Consider the following 17533-nt stretch of genomic DNA (forward strand, 5'->3'; position numbering starts at 1 on the left):
AAGGAGACTGCTACAAATGGTTACTTTGGCTTACCTGGAAAAGTGCGCTTCGATCTCTTCCAGCGTCTTGCCCTTGGTTTCGGGGAGCAAAAACGCAGCCGCCAGGAAATACAGCACGGTGCAGCCGGCGCCGAAGAAGAACAGTGTCGAATAGCCATGCAAGCCGACGGTGGGCAGGAAGATGGCGGCGATCACAGTCGAGACGAACTGGTTCACCAGCAGGGCGATGCTCATGCCGTTCGAGCGGATGCGGGTCGGCATCAGCTCGGACAGGGCCAGCCACACGCACACGCCCGGTCCCACGGCAAAGCTGGAAACGAACACGCAGATGGCGATCGCCACCAGCCAGCCGTGCGTGGACGAGGGCACGGGGCCCAGGCTGGCCTTTTCGATGCGCAGCGGCGCTTCGCGCCCGGCGGCCGGGTCGGCGAAGGGGTTCAGGTGCAGCTTGCGGAAGAACACGCCGATCACGCTGTCGGCCTGCACGGCGTCTTCGCGGGCGATTGACACCTGGCGCAGCACGGGATCGTCGCTGCGCAGGCTTTTTACGTTGGTGAAGGGGCCGTAGGCGTAGGCGATGGTCAGCTGCTGCGGCGTGCCGTCGGCGGCCGCGCCCAGCGCCGTCAAGGTGGCCGCATCGAGGCGCACGGCCAGGCCGTCGTTTTGGACTTGGGCGGCGATGGCGGGGCGCACGTCGGCCAGGTGCGCTTCGGCGCCGCGGAACAGCAGGCCGGCCGCCAGCAGCGAGACGACGATGCCGCCCGTGCCCAGCATCAGCAGGAATTTGCGGCCCTTGCGGTCGACCAGCAGCACGGCCACCACTGTCATCACGGCGTTCAGTACTTTTAAAAGTACGTCCGCCATGTTGGCCGAGGCGCCCGACAGGCCCGCCTGGTTCAAAATATTGACGACGTAGGCGAGGATGGAATTGATGCCCGTCGCCTGCGTGCAGGCGAGGATCAGGCAAGCGAGCAGGAAGGGCAGCACGTAGCGGCGGCTCAGCAGCGGGTCTTTCGCCTTGCCGCTGGCCTTGGCCGCGTTTTCCGGCGTGTCTTGCATCTCGCGCAACTCGATGTCGGCGGCGGCGGGCAGGCGCGTGCGCAGCAGCGACTGGCGCGCCTGCTCGATGCGGCCCCGTTGCGCCAGCCAGCGTGGCGACTCGGCCAGCAGCAGGGCGCCGATGGTAAACACGAGGCCCGGCGTCAGGCAAACCCAGAAGATGCTGCGCCAGGCGTGGTCCTTGGCCGTGAAGATGGCGGCGATGCGGCCCGCTTCCGGCAACGCTTGCGCCGCCTGCGTGGCCGTTTCCACCGTCTGCGCTTGCAGCAGGCCGATCAGGGCGGCGGCCACCAGGCCGATGGTCAGCAGCAGCTGGAACAGGGCGGCCCCCCGTCCGCGCTGCTGCGCGGGCAGGCATTCGGCCAGGTACAGGGGCACGACGACGCCGATCAAGCCGCCGCTGATGCCTTGCAGCAGGCGGCCCAGCAGCAGCGGCGTGTAGCCGTCGGCCAGGGCAATCAATGGAATGCTGGCGCTGAACAGGGCGCCGGCCAGGAACATCACCCAGCGCCGGCCCAGGATGTCGGCCAGGGCGCCGGCGAACAGCGACGACAGGACTGAACCCAGCAGCACGGCGGCGACGATAAAGCTCAGCTGCTGGGCCGTCAGTTTCCAGGCCACCGAGGCCGTCGACTCCAGGTAGGGCAGGGCGCCGGCGATGATGCCGATGTCTATGCCGTACAGCAATCCCCCCATGCCGGCAATAAATAGCAGGTAGCGCATGGCCCACACGGGGGCCTTGTGTGACGTGTCGTGCATGGTAACTCCGGGACGGGGTTGAGGTGGGGGGCTGGGTCTAGGGACTGAATCTAGCGGGTGGAAAGATCGATGGCCGCGCCTTCGACGAAGACGGACACTGGCTGTAATTGGGGATCGAGGACGACGATATCGGCCCAGGCGCCCGGTGCCAAACGGCCCCGTTCGGATTCGCCCAGGTAATCGGCCGGGTACAGCGACAAACGGTTCGAGGCGTCCGCCAGGTCCAGGCCCAGCTCGACGAAATTGCGCAGGGCCTGGTCCATGGTCAGCACGCTGCCGGCCAGCGATCCCGTGGCCAGACGCACGCAGCCCAGGCATTTGTAGACGCGCTGCGTGCCCAGTCCGTATTCGCCATCGGGCATGCCGGTGGCCGAGGTGGCGTCCGTCACGCCGTACAGGCGCGGGATGGCGCGCAGGGCCGCGCGCAGGGCGCCCTTGGCCACGTGCTGCAGGTCGGGGATGATTTCCGCGTATTCGGCGTGCGCCAGCGCCGCGCCCACCATGCCGGGATCGTAATGCGTCATGCCCGTCATGCCGTTGTACAGGTGGGTAAAGCCGGAGACGCCGGCCTGCAGCGCCGCCACGCCTTCGTCATACGTGCCGGCGCTGTGGCCGATCTGCACGCGGATGCCCATCGCCGCCAGTTGCGGGATCAGTTCCAGGTGGCCGGGGATTTCCGGCGCCATGGTGAGCACCTTGATGGGGGCGAGGGCGTGGAAGCGCTGCACCAGCGCCAGGCTCGCTTGCACCACGTCGGGAGGCTGCGCGCCCAGGCGGTGCAAGTTCAAAAACGGGCCTTCAAGGTGCACGCCCAGCATGCGCGCGCCGTTGGCGGGGCGCTCGGCGATGACGCCGGCCAGGCCTTGCAGGGCGCGCACGATCGACGGTTCCTTGGCCGTCAGGGTGGTGCCCAGCAGGGCCGTGGTGCCGTGGCGGGCGTGCACTTGCGCCACGGTGGCGCCCGCGTCACCGCCCTCCATGATGTCGACGCCGGCCGCGCCGTGCACGTGCAGGTCGATAAAACCGGGCAGGATGGTCAGCGCGCTGTCGGCGGCAGGGTCTTCTTGTATCTGGACGATGCGCTGGTCAAAAGTGATGGTGCCCGTGATCCAGCCAGATGGGGTAAGGATTCTGCCGCTCAGCATGTGTTATTCCGCTATAAAAAGTTCGATGCCCAGCTTGTGCAGCCCTTCGCGGTATTCCTGGCTGATGCTGGCATCGGTGATGACGGTATCGACGCGGTCCAGCTGCACGATGCGGTGCAGGCTGACGCGGCCGAACTTGGAGGCGTCCGTGAGGACGATGATTTTCTTGGCCCGTTCCACCATCTTGTGGTTCAGGCTTGCTTCCGCTTCGTGGTGGGTGGTGACGCCGAACTGCAGGTCGAAGCCATCCACGCCCAGAAACAGCTTGTCGAAGCTGTACGCCTGCAGACAGGTTTCGGCCTGGCTGCCCTGGATCGACAGCGACTGTTTGCGCAGCAGGCCGCCCGTGAGGATCAGGTCCACGCCGGGCGCGTCGGCCAGCTCCCACGCGATGTTCAGGCCATTCGTGGCCACCGTTACGCCCGTCGCATCGCGCAGATGGCGCGCCAGGGAGATGGTGGTGGTGCCCGAGTCGATGATGATGTTGTCGCCCGGTTCCACCAGCCGCGCCGCATACGCGCCGATGCGCTCCTTCTGCTCGTGGTTGATGGCGTCCTTCTGGCGTATCGTGTGCTCGGGCGGCGGCGTGCGCGTCAGGGTTGCGCCGCCGTGGCTGCGCGTGGCCATGCCTTGCGCTTCCAGCGCATTCAAGTCGCTGCGGATGGTGACCGCGGACACGCCGAGCTTTTCCACCAGATCGGTCACTTGCACCGAGCCCTGCTGGGCAAGCATTTGGAGGATGGATTCACGGCGTTGGCTGGTATTTCGCATGGTGGCGGGCTCAGTAAAAAATGAAAATACCGAGCTTAACAGATTGCCGCTTCGGCAATGACGGCCACCGCCGCATTGCGGTTGCAGGCGCGCGCATATTGCGCCAGCAAGCTGCCGATCTTGTGCTCGATCAAGGCTGGCGCCTGCGCTGCCAAGCTGCCCTGCACCACGGCCAGGTACTGTTCCGGCAAATGCTGGCTCAGCAGGGGCAGCGGAATCGCCACGGCGTCCAGGTTGGCCAGCAGCTTGCCGACGGCGGCCGCCACTTCCGGCTCGCCCCAGTAATAGCGGCAACGGTCGCTCAAGCCGTAGCGGCGCATCAGGCGCTGCTCTTCCGGCGTGCCCAGGTAATGCTTGATCCAGTTCTTCGGCTTGGCCACCATGACGTCGTCGAGCACCTGCATCAGCTGCGAGGTGGCGTGCGCCGGCAGCAGTTCTTCCTCGATCTGGCACAGGGCGAACAGCGCCTCGCGCAGGGCAAAGGTGGCGGCCGGGCCCACTTTCAGGATGGCGAAATGGTCGCGCACCATGGCGTGCAGGGCGGACTCACGCTGGTAGTCGGTGGAATGGGCTTCAAACACGAGGCCAGGCTGCTCGGCGACAAAGGCCGACAGCTCGGCGGCGGCATCCGCATCGTAGTGCTGGATGCTGCTCTGGTCGAAATCGACGCCCGGCTGCACCACCATGGCGATGACGCGGCGCCATGCGTCGTGCAGGCCGTTGTCGAGGAAGGCGCGGCAATGCACGTCGAGGGTGCGGCGCGCGGCCTGCGGGCTGGTGACTGCGCCGGCCTGCGCCAAGGACGCTTCGCCGCCGGGAATCGGCACTTCCGTGCCGATCACGTAGACGGGCGGCGCGAAGCCGGCGGCGGCCGCCGCCGCTTCGGCGACGATGCACAGGCGCGCCGAACGGGCGGCCACGGTTTCATCGTCGAGCTGCAGGGGGTCGTCGGCACAGCGCATGCTGCAATCGAGGTGGATTTTATGGAAGCCGGCCGACGCATACGCGGCGATCAGCGTTTCGGCGTGGTCCATGGCGGTGGCCGCATCGAGGTGCTGCCAGGCGTTCGGACCCAGGTGGTCGCCGCCCAGCACCAGGCGGCTGGCGGGGAAACCCTGTTCGCGGGCCAGCGCCAGCATGGTGTCGCGGAAAACGTTTGGTGTCATGCCCGTGTAGCCGCCGAACTGGTCGACCTGGTTCGACGTCGCCTCGACCAGCAGCACGGTGTCGTATTCGCTGGCCACGCGCATGGCGGCGCGCAGCACGCTCGGATGGCTGCAGCAGACGGCGTACAAGCCCACGCGCTCGCCGCGGCGGTGCGCCTTGATCACTTGCTGGATGGGCGACAGGGTAAAAGTCGGGTTTTCCGCTTGCTTCATCATGTTGACGCCTTTATATGTTGTCGTATCAAAAGGGCCGCGCCACGCGCGCCGCCGGCGTCGCCAAAGCGGGGCGGCAGGATGGGCGGCACGTGCACGCCGGGGAATAAATGGCGCTTGACGGCCGCCGGCAGCTTGTCGTACAGGTGCGGCAGCTTGGACAGGCCGCCACCGAGCACGATGACGTGCGGGTCGTAGGCCAGCACCAGGCCGGCCAGCGCGTGACCCAGCACGTCGAGGTGCACGGCCACCGTGCGCTGCGCCACGGCGTCGCCCATGTTGGCGCGTGCCACAATGGCCAGCGTGGCCAGCGGTTCTGTGCCTTCGCCGCCGAAATGCGCATATAACTTGCTCATGGCGGGGCCGGAAACGTAGCGCTCCAGGCAGCCCGTCTTGCCGCAGGGGCAGGCGTAGTCGGTCAAGCCATGCTGCGCCAGCAGGGTGGCGGGCAGGCTCCAGTGACCCCATTCGCCGGCCACGCCGTTCAAGCCGCGCAGCAGCTGGCCGCCCACGCAATAGCCGCCGCCCGCGCCCGTGCCGAGGATGGCGCCGAACATGCTGGCGGCATGGTCGGCCGCGCCGCCTTGCGCTTCCGACAGGGCGAAGCACTGGCAATCGTTGCCGATGGCGACAGGGCGTTGCAAGGCTTGCTGCAGGGTTTGCGCCACCAGGCGGCCGTTCAGGGCCGGCACGTTGGAACTGAGCTGGCGGCCGCTGGCGCTGTCGATCACGCCGGGCAAGCCGATGCCGACGGGCGCCGTCGTACCCAGGGCGGCGTCGCCGCGCGCCACCAGGCCGACGATCGCTTGCACGAAGGCGGCAAAATCGTCGCCCGGCGTGGCTACGCGCTCGCGGAACACCTCGGCCAGCGCGCCGTCGCGGTCGGCAAAGGCGACCAGCTCCATCTTGCTGCCGCCGATGTCGATGCCGTGGTAGCCGGCCGTGTGATTAGAATTGGTCATGGCCATAGATGGTGACGCCCTGCACGACACGGTTGACGATGCCGCCGGTGAATGGATTGTCGGGGCGCAGTTGCAGCAGCGCGGACTGGTGCAGCGCATATTGTTGCGCCATCAGCAGCCACAGCGGGGCCAGCCAGGCGTCGGGCCAGGCCGGAGCGTCGGCTGACAGGTCGCCGCCGATGCCTACCGTCAGGCACGCCTGCGCCACGCTGTCGCGCTGCAGTTCTTTCAATAGATCGTCTTCATACTGGCGCGCCAAGGGTTTGCTGCTGCGCAGCAGGATCACCAGGGACTCCGTGGTGACGGCCGATTTCGGGCCGTGGCGGAAGCCCAGCGCGGTATTCGCCATCGCCATCACGCGGCCGCCCGTCAATTCCAGGATTTTCAATGCCGCTTCCTTGGCCAGCGCTTCCAGCGGACCGCTGCCCAGGTAGACGACGCGCTGCACGGGTGTTGATCCCAGCTCTGCCACGGGAGCCGACCAGTCGCGCAAGGCTTGTTCGCCCAGCTGCGCCAGGCTCTCCAGGCGCGCCACGTCGACGTCCTTGCCCAGGACCGACAGGGCCGCCAGCAGCATGCTGCTAAAGCTGCTGGTCATGGCGAAGCCGCGGTCGCAGCTGCCTTCCGGCATCAGCAGGTTAAAGGTACTGCTGTCGTTGGCGCCCTGGCGCGCCAGCTTGCCGTCCGCGTTGCAGGTAATATTTAAAAAGCGCGCGCCGGGCACGACCTGGCGCAGCAGTTCCACGGCCGCCAGGCTTTCCGGGCTGTCGCCGCTGCGGGCAAACGAGACGAGCAGGGTGGGCGTATCCGCTTCCAGGTACAGCTCGTGGTGCGTCAGCAGGGTGGTGGTGGCGATGGCGCGGATCTGCGCGGGCCAGGCGGCATTCAGGGTGTCTGCGACGATTTCGCCCACATACGCCGAGCTGCCGGCGCCCGTCAGGATGACGCGCTGCGTGGGATTGGACAGCGCGTCGCCCAGGAAGGCGGCCAGGCTGGCTTGCTCGTTGCGCAAAATGCCGGCCAGCGCGCGCCAGATGGCCGGCTGGTGGGCGATTTCCTCGGCCGTGTGCAGGCCGCCGATGTCGCGCCAGGTTTGAATGTCACGCTGAAGAAGGGTAGTCATGGAGTGTCAGTAAAGTGTTTGTTGGAGAAAGCATAAATACTAAATTTCGAAAAGTCAAATACGAAAGTAAAACGAAAGTAAATTGTTTTGCAGCTTGCGAAATAATGTCGTCGTATTGGTGTTTTTCTGGGCCGCAATCATGTTGCGGTGCGGCATGAAACCCAGTCGTGCTGCCGCCTGTCGCTGAAATGCGACGATAACGAAAGTATGTTTTGTGACATTTTGGTGAAACGTAAGAAAAATGCGCCAATTCTGTGTATTTTATTAATAAATCGCCGCTTTAACTTTCTTTTTGTTGACGATATTTATTTTTCTTCTTAAAGTAATTTCATTGAATCACTTCTGAAAGCCAGCAGATGAAACCTCTCCCGCTTCCCCGCCGCGCCCTTGCCGCCTGCGTCCTCGCCGCTCTTGCCACCCTGGCTGTCCCTGGCCTGCAGGCCGCGCCCATCGGCAACCTGACAAGCCTGAGTGCCGTGCATGCGGCCGACGTGGCCAAGGGCGAGGCGCTGGGCTGGGATCTGCGCAGCGACACGGGCATGCAGCTGCGTATCAGCCTGCCGCAGGCGGACGTGCTGCGCATCCAGGCGGGCGGCAAGGGGGGCTTGACGGGGCCCGGCGACAAGGCCGCGCCCATCGTCGTGGGCCAGCCCGCCGCGCAGGTGGCGTATCAGATCGATGAACAGCCCGACCATATCGTGATCAGCACCGAAGCCCTGAGCCTGCGCCTCGACCGCAAGCCCTTGCGCTTTACCTTGTACCGCAAGGGCGACGCAGTGCCGCTGTGGCGCGAAGTGCAGCCGCTGTCGCTCGACGACAAGCAGGGCGTGCAAGTGCTGTCGAGCCTGCCGGGCGAGCGCTATTTCGGCGGCGGCCAGCAGAATGGGCGCTTCGAATTCAAGGGCAAGCAGGTGCCCGTGTCGTATTCGGGCGGCTGGGAAGAGGGCGACCGCCCGAATCCCGCGCCATTTTTGATGAGTTCACGGGGCTGGGGCGTGCTGCGCAATACCTGGTCTGACGGCAATTACGATTTGCGCGATAGCCAGCAGATCTCGCTGCAGCACGCGGAAGGGCGCTTCGATGCGTATTTCTTCGTCGGCAAGGACTTGCGCGACGTCGTCGCCCGCTACACGGACTTGACGGGCCGCGCGCGCATGCTGCCCCGCTGGGCGCTCGAATACGGCGACGCCGACTGCTACAACGATGGCGACAACGTGAAAAAGCCCGGTTCCGTGCCGAAGGGCTGGACGGACGGCCCCACCGGCAAGACGCCGGACGTGGTGGAAAGCGTCGCGCGCCAGTACCGCGAACACGACATGCCGGGCGGCTGGATTTTGCCCAACGATGGCTACGGCTGCGGCTACACGAACTTGCCGGAAACGGTGAAGGGCCTGGCCGGCTATGGCTTCCGCACGGGCCTGTGGACGGAAAACGGCGTCGACAAGATCGCCTGGGAAGTGGGCCAGGCGGGCAGCCGCGTGCAAAAACTGGACGTGGCATGGACGGGCAAGGGCTACCAGTTCGCCATGGATGCGAACAAGTCGGCCTACGACGGCATCCTGAACAACTCCGACAGCCGCCCGTTTTTGTGGACGGTGATGGGCTGGGCCGGCATCCAGCGCTACGCCGTGGCGTGGACGGGCGACCAGAGCGCCAGCTGGGATTACATCCGCTGGCACATTCCGACCCTGATCGGCTCGGGCCTGTCCGGCCAGGCGTATGCGTCCGGCGACGTGGATGCCATCTTCGGCGGCAGCCCGGAAACCTATCTGCGCGACTTGCAGTGGAAAAGCTTTACGCCCGTGCTGATGGGCATGTCCGGCTGGGCCGCGGCCGAGCGCAAGCACCCGTGGTGGTTCGATGAACCGTACCGCGACATCAACCGCCGCTATCTGAAACTCAAGATGCGCCTCACGCCGTATATGTATACCCTCGTGCGCGAAGCGGAACAATCTGGCGCGCCGCTGGTGCGCGGCCTGATGTGGGATTACCCGCAAGACCCGGCCGCCTACACGGAAGCGTATAAATATCAATTCCTGCTGGGCCGCGACGTGCTGGTGGCGCCCGTCTACCGCAGCCAGGCCGTCAGCGGCGGCTGGCGCAAGGGCATCCACCTGCCGCAGGGCACGTGGTACGACTACTGGGATGGCCGCCAGGCCACGGCCGGCGCGAAAGGGCGCGACCTCGATATGCAGGTGACCTTGGACAAGCTGCCCGTGTTCGTGCGTGCCGGCGCCATCCTGCCCATGTATCCGGAAATGCTGTACGACGGCCAGAAACCGAAGGATCAGCTGACCCTCGATATCTACCCGCACGGCGATTCCGAATACACCCTGTATGAAGACGACGGCAACACGCGCCAGTACCAGGGCGGCGCCTTCAGCCAGCAAGTCATCCGCATGCGCCAGGCGGGCGCCGACGTGCAGGTTGACATCGGCGCCGTCGATGGCAAGTACCAGGGCCAGGAAGCGCGCCGCGGCTATGCGCTGCGCATGCTGGCGGGCCAGCGCCCGGCAGCCGTCAGGGCGGGCGAACGCCTGCTCGCGGTGTCCGCCGATCGTGCCGCCTACGACAAGGCGGTCGAAGGCTGGTATTTCGACGCGGCAGACAGGCAAGGCACCTTGCACGTGAAAGTGGCGGCGCAGGATATCCGCCAGTCCCTGGCCTTGCAGGTGGCCGGTGCGCAGGCCGTGGCGAGAAGCGATGCCGATTTCCCCGCCGCTCCCGTGCCGGGCCGCGCCTTGCCGGCCGACGCCATGCAGGTGGTGGCGCGTCCGGCGGAAGAAAGCGGCTATCCGCTGGAAAACGCCTTCGACGGCAAGCCCGAGACGTGGTTCCGCACCGTGCGCAGCCCGTCCGTGAAAAGCGGTCCGCACGAATGGGTGATCGGCTTTACGGAACGGCGCCTGGTGGACGGCATCGAACTGGCGCCGCGCAACGACCAGCACTGGAAGCATGGCCAGGTGCGGGATTACGAAATCTACATCGGCGACAACAACGGCGAATGGGGCGCGGCGCTTGCGCGCGGCACCCTCAAATTGCAAGAGGGTACGCAGACGATCAATTTCCCCGCCACGGCGGGGCGCTTGCTGCGCTTCCGTGTCATGAGCACGCAAAATCCGGAAGGCGATGGCGCGGCGTCCACCGACCCGATGGTGACGGCGGCGCAAACGGGCCCGGTGGCGCGCGCGTTCGACGCGGCGCTGGCCACCGACGTGGCGCCCGTCACCTTGTCCGCCTTCCGCGTGCTCGAGCACCGCGTGGCCGAAGGAGAAGAGGTGCAGCGCTACCTGTCGGACCTGGCGCTGCCGAAGAACATCGCGAAAGACCGGCCGGCCGACAAGGCGGCCGAGATGCGCATGAACGGGCTGTGGTTCCGCAAGGGCCTCGGCGTGGGGCCTGCCAGCCGCATCGACTTGCAGCTGGCGGGTAACTGGAATCTGCTGCGCGCCGACCTGGGCGTGGACGATAGCTGCCGCAGCGCCGGCGGCTTGCAATTCCAGGTCTGGAGCGGTGAGCGGCTGCTGTATGACAGCGGCCTGGTCACGGCTCCCGGGGTGGTCAAACCCGAGATTGACGTGCGCGGCCTGAGCCACCTCAGTTTGCGCACCCTGGGCGCGCGCGGCGCCCACCCGGCCCAGGTCTGCGGCAACTGGGCCAACGCCGTACTGACCGGCACGGAAGGCGCGACAGTCAAGCCGCGCTAACCGCAATCACTTCATTTCACCAAATCGAGCCCCTCTTTGGACCGGGGAGGGGCTCTTGCAGCCTTACGAAAACAAATCACTTATAAAAGGGAGTCGGGAATGCACTTGAAAAAACTGATGGCCGCCATGGTGGCGGTAGGATTGTGCTCAACTGCGCTGGCATCAACGGCGCTGGCGGCGGAGGAGGAAAAACTGGCGCGCGTCGAAGTGACGGGCTCCAGCCTGAAGCGCATCAACGCGGAAACGGCGTCGCCCGTGCAGGTGATCAATGCCAAGCAGATCGAAAACATGGGCGCGCTCACCTTGCTGCAAGTGCTGGATAACTTGCCTGCGGCCCGTCCGGCGCAGCAGGACTTCCGCTCGATGTTCACGGGGTCCGACGGCGGCTCGCAGGCGAACTTGCGCGGCATGGGCGCGCAGGGCACGCTGGTACTGCTCAATGGCCGCCGCCTGTCGTTCTACGGCGCGCCGGCCGGCTTCCAGACCATGTTCGTCAATATCGACGCCATTCCCGCCGCCGCCATCGAGCGCATGGAAATCCTGACGGATGGCGCGTCGGCCGTGTATGGCTCCGATGCAGTGGCCGGCGTCATCAACGTGATCACCAAAAAATCGTATCAAGGCCTGGAAGCGCGCGCCAACGGCGAGTTTTCGCCTAGCGTGAAAGCCTATGGCGAGCGCCAGGCCAGCGTGCTGTATGGCCTGGGCGACCTGGCCAGCGACGGCTACAACATCTACGGTTCCGTCAACGTCTACCAGCGCGACCGCATCGCGCTGGCCGATACGTGGCAGAAGCGTCCTTCGTATTTTTATGCGAACAATCCCAATTTCATCCCGAACATGCGCGTGGGCGTGGGCAGTGAGCCGGGCGTGATGAATCCGGGGACCTTCTTTGTCTTCGACAAGGCCAACAACAATGCGCGCACCCAGCGCGCCGCGCCCGGCTGCAACACCAGCATCACCGAAGCGTCGGGCACGCGCTGCGTGTGGAATGCGCTGCCCAACCAGCTCGACACGGGCCCCACCTCGGAGCGCGCCACTGCCTACCTGAGCGGCCGGCTGAAACTGGGCGGCGACATGGAAGCGTTCGCGGAAGGCGCCTTCACCCACATCAAGATGCGCGGCGAGAATGGCCCGTCCAGCTTCAACAGCGGCAGCACGAACAACTGGTTCGCGCGCAACACGGGCAATACCCTGAATACCTTCGCCACGCCTTTCCTGAGCCCGAACAACGTCTACCTGAAGGGCAAGCTCGATGCCGATATGCTGGCCAAGATGGGCGGCGCGGCCGGCTTGAACTATCTGCTGCAGGATGCCACGGGCCACTTCGGCCAGAAGAACGTGGATGAAAACTACCGCGCGCTCGTCGGACTGCGCGGCAGCATCGGCGGCGGCTGGGATTTTGAAACGGCGCTCAGCGTGGCGGGCAGCCATTCGACCCTGTTCCAGACGGCGAACATCAACATCAATGGCTTCAAGCAGGCGTTCGGCCCGTTCACCAAGGACCCCGTCAGCGGGCGCACGTATATCTCGGACAATCCCGCCTACAAGTTCGGCGAAATCAGCGAGGCCAATGCGGCGCTGGTGCGCGCCGCCTATCCGACCTTCGCCATCGAATCCTGGACCAAATTGATGACGTGGGACGCGAAGCTGGAAGGCACGCTGTTCAAGCTGGGCGAGCGCGAAGTGCGCGCCGCCGTGGGCACTAACGTCATGCGCGAGAGTTTTCTTACTCCCGGCAACGCGGATGCGGCCAATGGCTTGATCACGCAGCAGGGCGGCTCGTGGTTCGACGGCAAGCGCACCATCGCCGCCGTGTTTGGCGAGGTGGTGGTGCCGCTCAGCGACACCCTGGAAGTCAATGCGGCCGCGCGCCTGGACAAATACCCGCATTTTTCCGCCAACCTGGCGCCCAAGCTGGGCGTGATCTGGCGCGCGCGGCCCGACCTGATGCTGCGCGGGACGTATTCGGAAGGCTTCCGGGCGCCCAACCTGGCTGAATCGGGCTCGGGCGGCGTCTTTGCGCAGGTGGGCGGCATCCGCGACACGGTGCGCTGCGATGAAACGAATGCCATGGCGCGCGCGCTGATGAAATCGAAGGTGGCGACGGATGCGGACCTGGGCAAGAGCCTGCTCAATTCGAACTGCTCGACGACGGTGGGCGGCCTGACGCCGCCGAACCAGAACCTGCGTCCGGAAAAGGCCAAGATTTCCACCGTGGGCCTGGTGCTGCAGCCGGCCAAGGACGTGAGCATCTCCATCGATTACTGGTTCATCAACCGCCGCGACGAAATCGTGCGCCAGGACTTCAACGAGCTGTTTACGGAACTGGTGGACAAGTATGGCCCGACCCTGGCCGGCACATCGAGCGCCATCCGCAACGACCTGACGGACACGGACCGGGGCAATATGGCGGCGGTGGCGGCCATGTGCGCCAATCCCGCCAACGCGGGCGTATGCGCGGGCGGCGTACCCGGTTACTCGGTGGGCAACCTGGGCGGCTTGATCAACTCGTATTCGAACCGCGGCCGCACCCTGATGGACGGCGTCGACATCGACGCGCGCACGCGCTTTGCGCTTGGCGACTGGGGCAAGCTGAGTACCGGCATCGCCGCCACCATCCGCAAGCGCGACACCCACGACAGCGAAGACGGCAGCGATATCAAGGGCAATACCGTCGGCTACTACGATTCGCCGCGCTACCGCGCCACGGTCAATGCCGACTGGAGCTACCGCAACTTCGTCAGCAGCGTCTTCATCAACTATTCGGGCAAGACGCGCTGGGCCTATGGCCCCTGGGACAAGGACAACACGCCGGAAAACTGCACCGCCGCCTCGGTGGCGCTGCCGGCCGGCCAGTGCAAGGGCGCGCCGTCGTACACGACGGTCAACCTGGCCTTCAGCTGGAAGCCGATCAAGAACCTGGACGTGGGCCTGAACGTGAAAAATGCGTTCAACAAGCAGCCGTACTACGACCCGAACGGCTGGGAAGGCTACAACCATAGCCAGGACCTGTTCGGACGCCAGTTTGCGCTCTCGGCCAGCTACAAGTTCTTTTAAGGCGTGACGCCGCCCCGGCCTGCCTGCGGGCCGGGGTATTGCCATGAAAAGAAAAATACAATATTCCGAAATGCGCAATACGAAAGATAAACGTAAGTGAAAGGCGATTGGCCTGTCGTCTTTCGCGTTTTTCTCTCCCCATTACTGCGCGAATTATGCGCTTCCGACGGCCTCCTTGGGTGCGCGTGTATCTGTCACGCCACGATAACGAAAGTTATCTGCGGCGCTGCTCATTAAATCGAAAGATAAATGGCATTTATTTGCTCGCTTTAGAGACAAATTTGCGTTATGGCTTTCTTTTTATTGACGATACTTATTTTTCTTTTTAAAGTATTCCCAAGAAAACGAAAATCAGCCGAAACGGACTGATTTCCCGGAAGGAACGGCTGCCTGGCTCTCCCTTCCGACGCTCACCATAAAAATTGCATCCCCCCGACTTCGCCCTGGAGCGGGGAGGGCGCGTATAACCCTCGATATAGACGGAGAGACACATGCATACCACCCGACTCAAATTGCGCGACATCAGCCGCGCCGCCGCGATCGTGATCGCCCTGGCGGCCGGCGTGCCAGGCCAGGCCTGGGCACAGTCGAACGCCACCAGTACCATTTTCGGCGAAGTGAGCGCGCCCGCCGGCGCCACTGTGGTGCTGGAAAACCTGGCGACGGGCGTGCAGCGTACGCTGACGCCGGATACGTCGGGCCGCTATGTGGCCAACTCCATGCCGCCGGGCCGCTATGCGGTGCGTGTGCTGCGTGCCGGTTCGGTGGAAGCGTCGCAGGAAGTCGAAGCCCTGATCGGCGCGGGCGCGGAAGCGAACTTCGGCCCGGCCAGCGCGGCAGGCACTGTGGGCCAGGAGCAGACCGTCGTGGTGAAGGCGTCGCGCAATCCGATCGACGTATCGAACACGAACAATGGCGTGATCTTCACGGCCAAGGAATTGAAAGCGCTGCCAGTCGGCAACGATGTCGCCTCCATCGTGCAGCTGACGCCGGGCGTGGCGCGCGGCACCAACAGCGTGTACGGCAATGCACCGTCGATCGGCGGCTCGGGCCAGTCCGAAAATGCGTTCTACGTCAACGGCTTCCCCATCACTAACCTCCTGACCCAGGTGGGCGCCTCGGAGCTGCCGTTCGGCGCGATCTCCAACCTGCAGGTGCTGTCGGGCGGCTACGGTTCGGAATTCGGCCGCTCCACGGGCGGCGTGATCAATATCACCACCAAGAGCGGCGGCAACAAGGTCGAATTCGGCGGCAAGGTCTCCATCATCCCCCGCTCGCTGAAGGGCACGACGGAAAACCGGTATTACCCGAACACGGGCGCTAATCCGGAGACGGATGGCACCTTGAAGTACTGGAACCGCGATAACGGCAGCACCAGCAAGGTCGTCGGCTTGTACGGCAGCGGACCGCTGATCAAGAACAAGCTGTTCGCCTTTGTGGCGCTGGAACAGACGCGCACGGACGGCGGCGCCGTCGCCGGTGCGCGCGACGACCTGGTGGACAAGGTGCTGCCGAACGGCTGGCGCGAGAGCAAGAGCAAGGTTGACCGCATGATGGCCAAGCTGGACTACAACCTGACGGACGACCATCACTTTGAATATACCAAGCTGTATGACCGCACGACGACGGACAGCCAGAGCTATGGTTTCGACTATGCCACCTTGAAACGCAATAACGTGCCTGGCGGCGGGAGCGAGACCACCATCAACTGCTGCGGCTCGTCGGCCGCGCCGGGCGCGAATGTCGACATCTTCAAGTACACGGGCTACCTGACGGACAACCTGACGGTGACGGCGATGATGGGGCAGTCGCGCACTTCGCACCGCCGTACCCCGGAAGGCTACAATCCGCTGCTGGCGCAAACGTCGTCGAATGAATCGACCCAGGTGCCTGGCCTGACGTACACCAATCCGCAAACGGTGACCGGTACTCTGGTCGACCCGTCGTCGGAAGACCGCCAGAAGGCCAAGCGCCTGGACCTGGAATACAAGCTGGGCAAGCATTCGCTGCGCGGCGGCATCGACCGCATCGACGTGGAATCGAAAGTGGGCCTGAGCCTGGCCGGCGGCTACCGCTGGAAATACCAGAAGGTCAAAGATGCGACGCTCCTGATCAACGGCGCCTTTGAAACGCCGGCCCAGGGCAACGGCTACGGCAAGGATGGCTATTACGTCAGCAAGGAATTGAACGCCAACCTGGCGCGTCCGACCAGCGTGCAATCGGCGCAGTACATCCAGGATCACTACCAGGTCACGGAACGCGTGCTGCTGGACCTGGGCCTGCGCCGCGAACAGTTCACCAACTACAGCACCGATGGCGTGGCCTTCATTTCGCAGCGCAACATGATCGCCCCGCGCGTGGGCGCCACCTGGGATTACCTGGGCGACGGCACCCTGAAATTCTTCGCCAACGGCGGCCGTTACCACTTGCCGGTGCCATCGAATTTGTCGAGCAACATGGCCAGCCCCTTCCTGGCCACCAGCGAGATGTTCACCTATACGGGCGTCGATCCCGTCACGGGCGCGCCGACGGGCCTGCACGCCATCAGCAAGCCGTATTCGGCCAACAACGCGTATGGCCAGAGCCGCGATGCGCGCGAAGTGACGGCCGTCGGCCTGAAGCCGCTGTCGCAGGATGAATTCTCGCTGGGCTTCGAACGCGCCCTGAGCAAGAAACTGGTGGTGGGCGCCAGCTTCCTGTACCGCAAGCTGAACGACACCAACGACGATGTCTGCGACGAGCGTCCGCTGCAGGCCTGGGCCACGCGCAACGGCGTCGACACGGGCAAGTGGAGCGGCTTCCAGTGCGCCATCATCAACCCGGGCCGCGACAACAGCCTGATGGTGGACTTTGACGATGGCAAGGGCCTGCGCCGCGTGGATATTTCGGCGGCGGAGTGGGGCAACCCGCTGCCATCGCGCACTTACCGCGCCTTGAACATGTTCATCGAGCACCCGTACACGAATGGCTGGTACGGCAAGCTGACCTACACCTTGTCCGGCCTGAAGGGCAATATGGAAGGCCAGACGGACAGCATCGGCGGCGGCGACGTGGGCCTGACGGTGAGCGACGACCACAAGGAATTGATGTACAACGCGTATGGCTACCTGCCGGGCGACCACCGCCACGCCTTCAAGGCCTACGGTTTCATGCAGGTCATCCCGGATGTGATGGTCGGCGCCAACTTGTCGCTGACCTCGGGCGCACCGCGCAACTGCATCGGCGCGCTGCCGGATGAACTGAAGTTCGAGAACAACTACGGCGATTCCTACTTCTATTGCAATGGCAAGCCGGCGCCGCGCGGCAGCCAGGGCCGCTTGCCGTGGCAAGCGCAGCTCGACATGAATGTGGCCTATACTCCCAGCGCCGTCAAGGGCCTGAGCCTGAAAGTGGACGTCTTCAATGTGTTCAACAGCCAGACCGTGACCCGCTATACCGAAACGCGCGAAGACCATGGCGCCATCTCCCGCAATTACCTGCAGGTCGATGGACGCATGGCACCGCGTTCGGTCCGCTTCACGGCGGAATACACCTATTAAACTGCAGCCGGGCCGCCGTGCGGCGGGCC

General features: G+C 64.7%; 9 protein-coding genes. 3 read left to right on the forward strand and 6 right to left on the reverse strand.

The features are described from left to right. Nucleotides 1–30 precede the first annotated feature (30 nt). From AC07X6_RS02335 to AC07X6_RS02360, 6 genes are read right to left on the reverse strand one after another with little or no spacing between them, the layout of a single operon-like run. A complete protein-coding gene (locus AC07X6_RS02335) occupies nt 31–1818 on the reverse strand; it encodes an MFS transporter (protein ID WP_494789965.1) in 1788 nt (595 codons plus the stop codon). A 50-nt stretch (nt 1819–1868) separates the two neighbouring features. Then, nucleotides 1869–2963 (reverse strand): N-acetylglucosamine-6-phosphate deacetylase, encoded by a 1095-nt coding sequence (locus AC07X6_RS02340; protein ID WP_494789966.1) that lies wholly within the window; start codon nt 2961–2963, stop codon nt 1869–1871. 3 nt (nt 2964–2966) lie between these two features. Further along, complete coding sequence (locus AC07X6_RS02345; protein WP_070223655.1) at nt 2967–3734, reverse strand: DeoR family transcriptional regulator; 768 nt, start codon at nt 3732–3734, stop codon at nt 2967–2969. A gap of 35 nt (nt 3735–3769) precedes the next feature. Continuing rightward, complete coding sequence (locus AC07X6_RS02350; protein ID WP_494790080.1) at nt 3770–5113, reverse strand: D-tagatose-bisphosphate aldolase, class II, non-catalytic subunit; 1344 nt, start codon at nt 5111–5113, stop codon at nt 3770–3772. After that, nucleotides 5113–6075: an ROK family protein gene (locus tag AC07X6_RS02355; RefSeq protein ID WP_494789967.1), complete on the reverse strand. Its 963-nt coding sequence runs from the start codon at nt 6073–6075 to the stop codon at nt 5113–5115. Before AC07X6_RS02355 ends, AC07X6_RS02350 begins: the two co-directional genes overlap by 1 nt. Beyond that, entirely contained in the window at nt 6062–7198 is a 1137-nt protein-coding gene (locus tag AC07X6_RS02360) for an SIS domain-containing protein (RefSeq protein ID WP_494789968.1), read from the reverse strand. Before AC07X6_RS02360 ends, AC07X6_RS02355 begins: the two co-directional genes overlap by 14 nt. A 356-nt stretch (nt 7199–7554) precedes the next feature. Here AC07X6_RS02360 and AC07X6_RS02365 point away from each other — a divergent pair, with 356 nt between their 5' ends. The 3 genes from AC07X6_RS02365 to AC07X6_RS02375 all read left to right on the forward strand — a co-directional run bounded on the left by AC07X6_RS02365 (nt 7555) and on the right by AC07X6_RS02375 (nt 17504). Further along, on the forward strand, nt 7555–10905 hold the full coding sequence (locus AC07X6_RS02365; protein WP_494789969.1) for a TIM-barrel domain-containing protein: 3351 nt from the start codon (nt 7555–7557) through the stop codon (nt 10903–10905). A 99-nt stretch (nt 10906–11004) separates the two neighbouring features. After that, on the forward strand, nt 11005–13965 hold the full coding sequence (locus tag AC07X6_RS02370; protein WP_494789970.1) for a TonB-dependent receptor plug domain-containing protein: 2961 nt from the start codon (nt 11005–11007) through the stop codon (nt 13963–13965). Nucleotides 13966–14456: 491 nt separating this feature from the next. After that, nucleotides 14457–17504, forward strand: coding sequence for a TonB-dependent receptor (locus AC07X6_RS02375; RefSeq protein WP_494789971.1), 3048 nt, complete (start codon nt 14457–14459; stop codon nt 17502–17504). Nucleotides 17505–17533 lie beyond the last annotated feature (29 nt).

Source organism: Janthinobacterium sp. GW460-12-1-14-LB5 (assembly GCF_059423585.1).

Coding starts and splice junctions, on each gene's coding strand:
- AC07X6_RS02360 (WP_494789968.1), bottom strand. CDS start 7,198: ATGACTACCCTTCTTCAGCGTGACATTCAAACCTGGCGCGACATCGGC.
- AC07X6_RS02345 (WP_070223655.1), bottom strand. CDS start 3,734: ATGCGAAATACCAGCCAACGCCGTGAATCCATCCTCCAAATGCTTGCC.
- AC07X6_RS02355 (WP_494789967.1), bottom strand. CDS start 6,075: ATGACCAATTCTAATCACACGGCCGGCTACCACGGCATCGACATCGGC.
- AC07X6_RS02370 (WP_494789970.1), top strand. CDS start 11,005: ATGCACTTGAAAAAACTGATGGCCGCCATGGTGGCGGTAGGATTGTGC.
- AC07X6_RS02340 (WP_494789966.1), bottom strand. CDS start 2,963: ATGCTGAGCGGCAGAATCCTTACCCCATCTGGCTGGATCACGGGCACC.
- AC07X6_RS02365 (WP_494789969.1), top strand. CDS start 7,555: ATGAAACCTCTCCCGCTTCCCCGCCGCGCCCTTGCCGCCTGCGTCCTC.
- AC07X6_RS02350 (WP_494790080.1), bottom strand. CDS start 5,113: ATGAAGCAAGCGGAAAACCCGACTTTTACCCTGTCGCCCATCCAGCAA.
- AC07X6_RS02375 (WP_494789971.1), top strand. CDS start 14,457: ATGCATACCACCCGACTCAAATTGCGCGACATCAGCCGCGCCGCCGCG.
- AC07X6_RS02335 (WP_494789965.1), bottom strand. CDS start 1,818: ATGCACGACACGTCACACAAGGCCCCCGTGTGGGCCATGCGCTACCTG.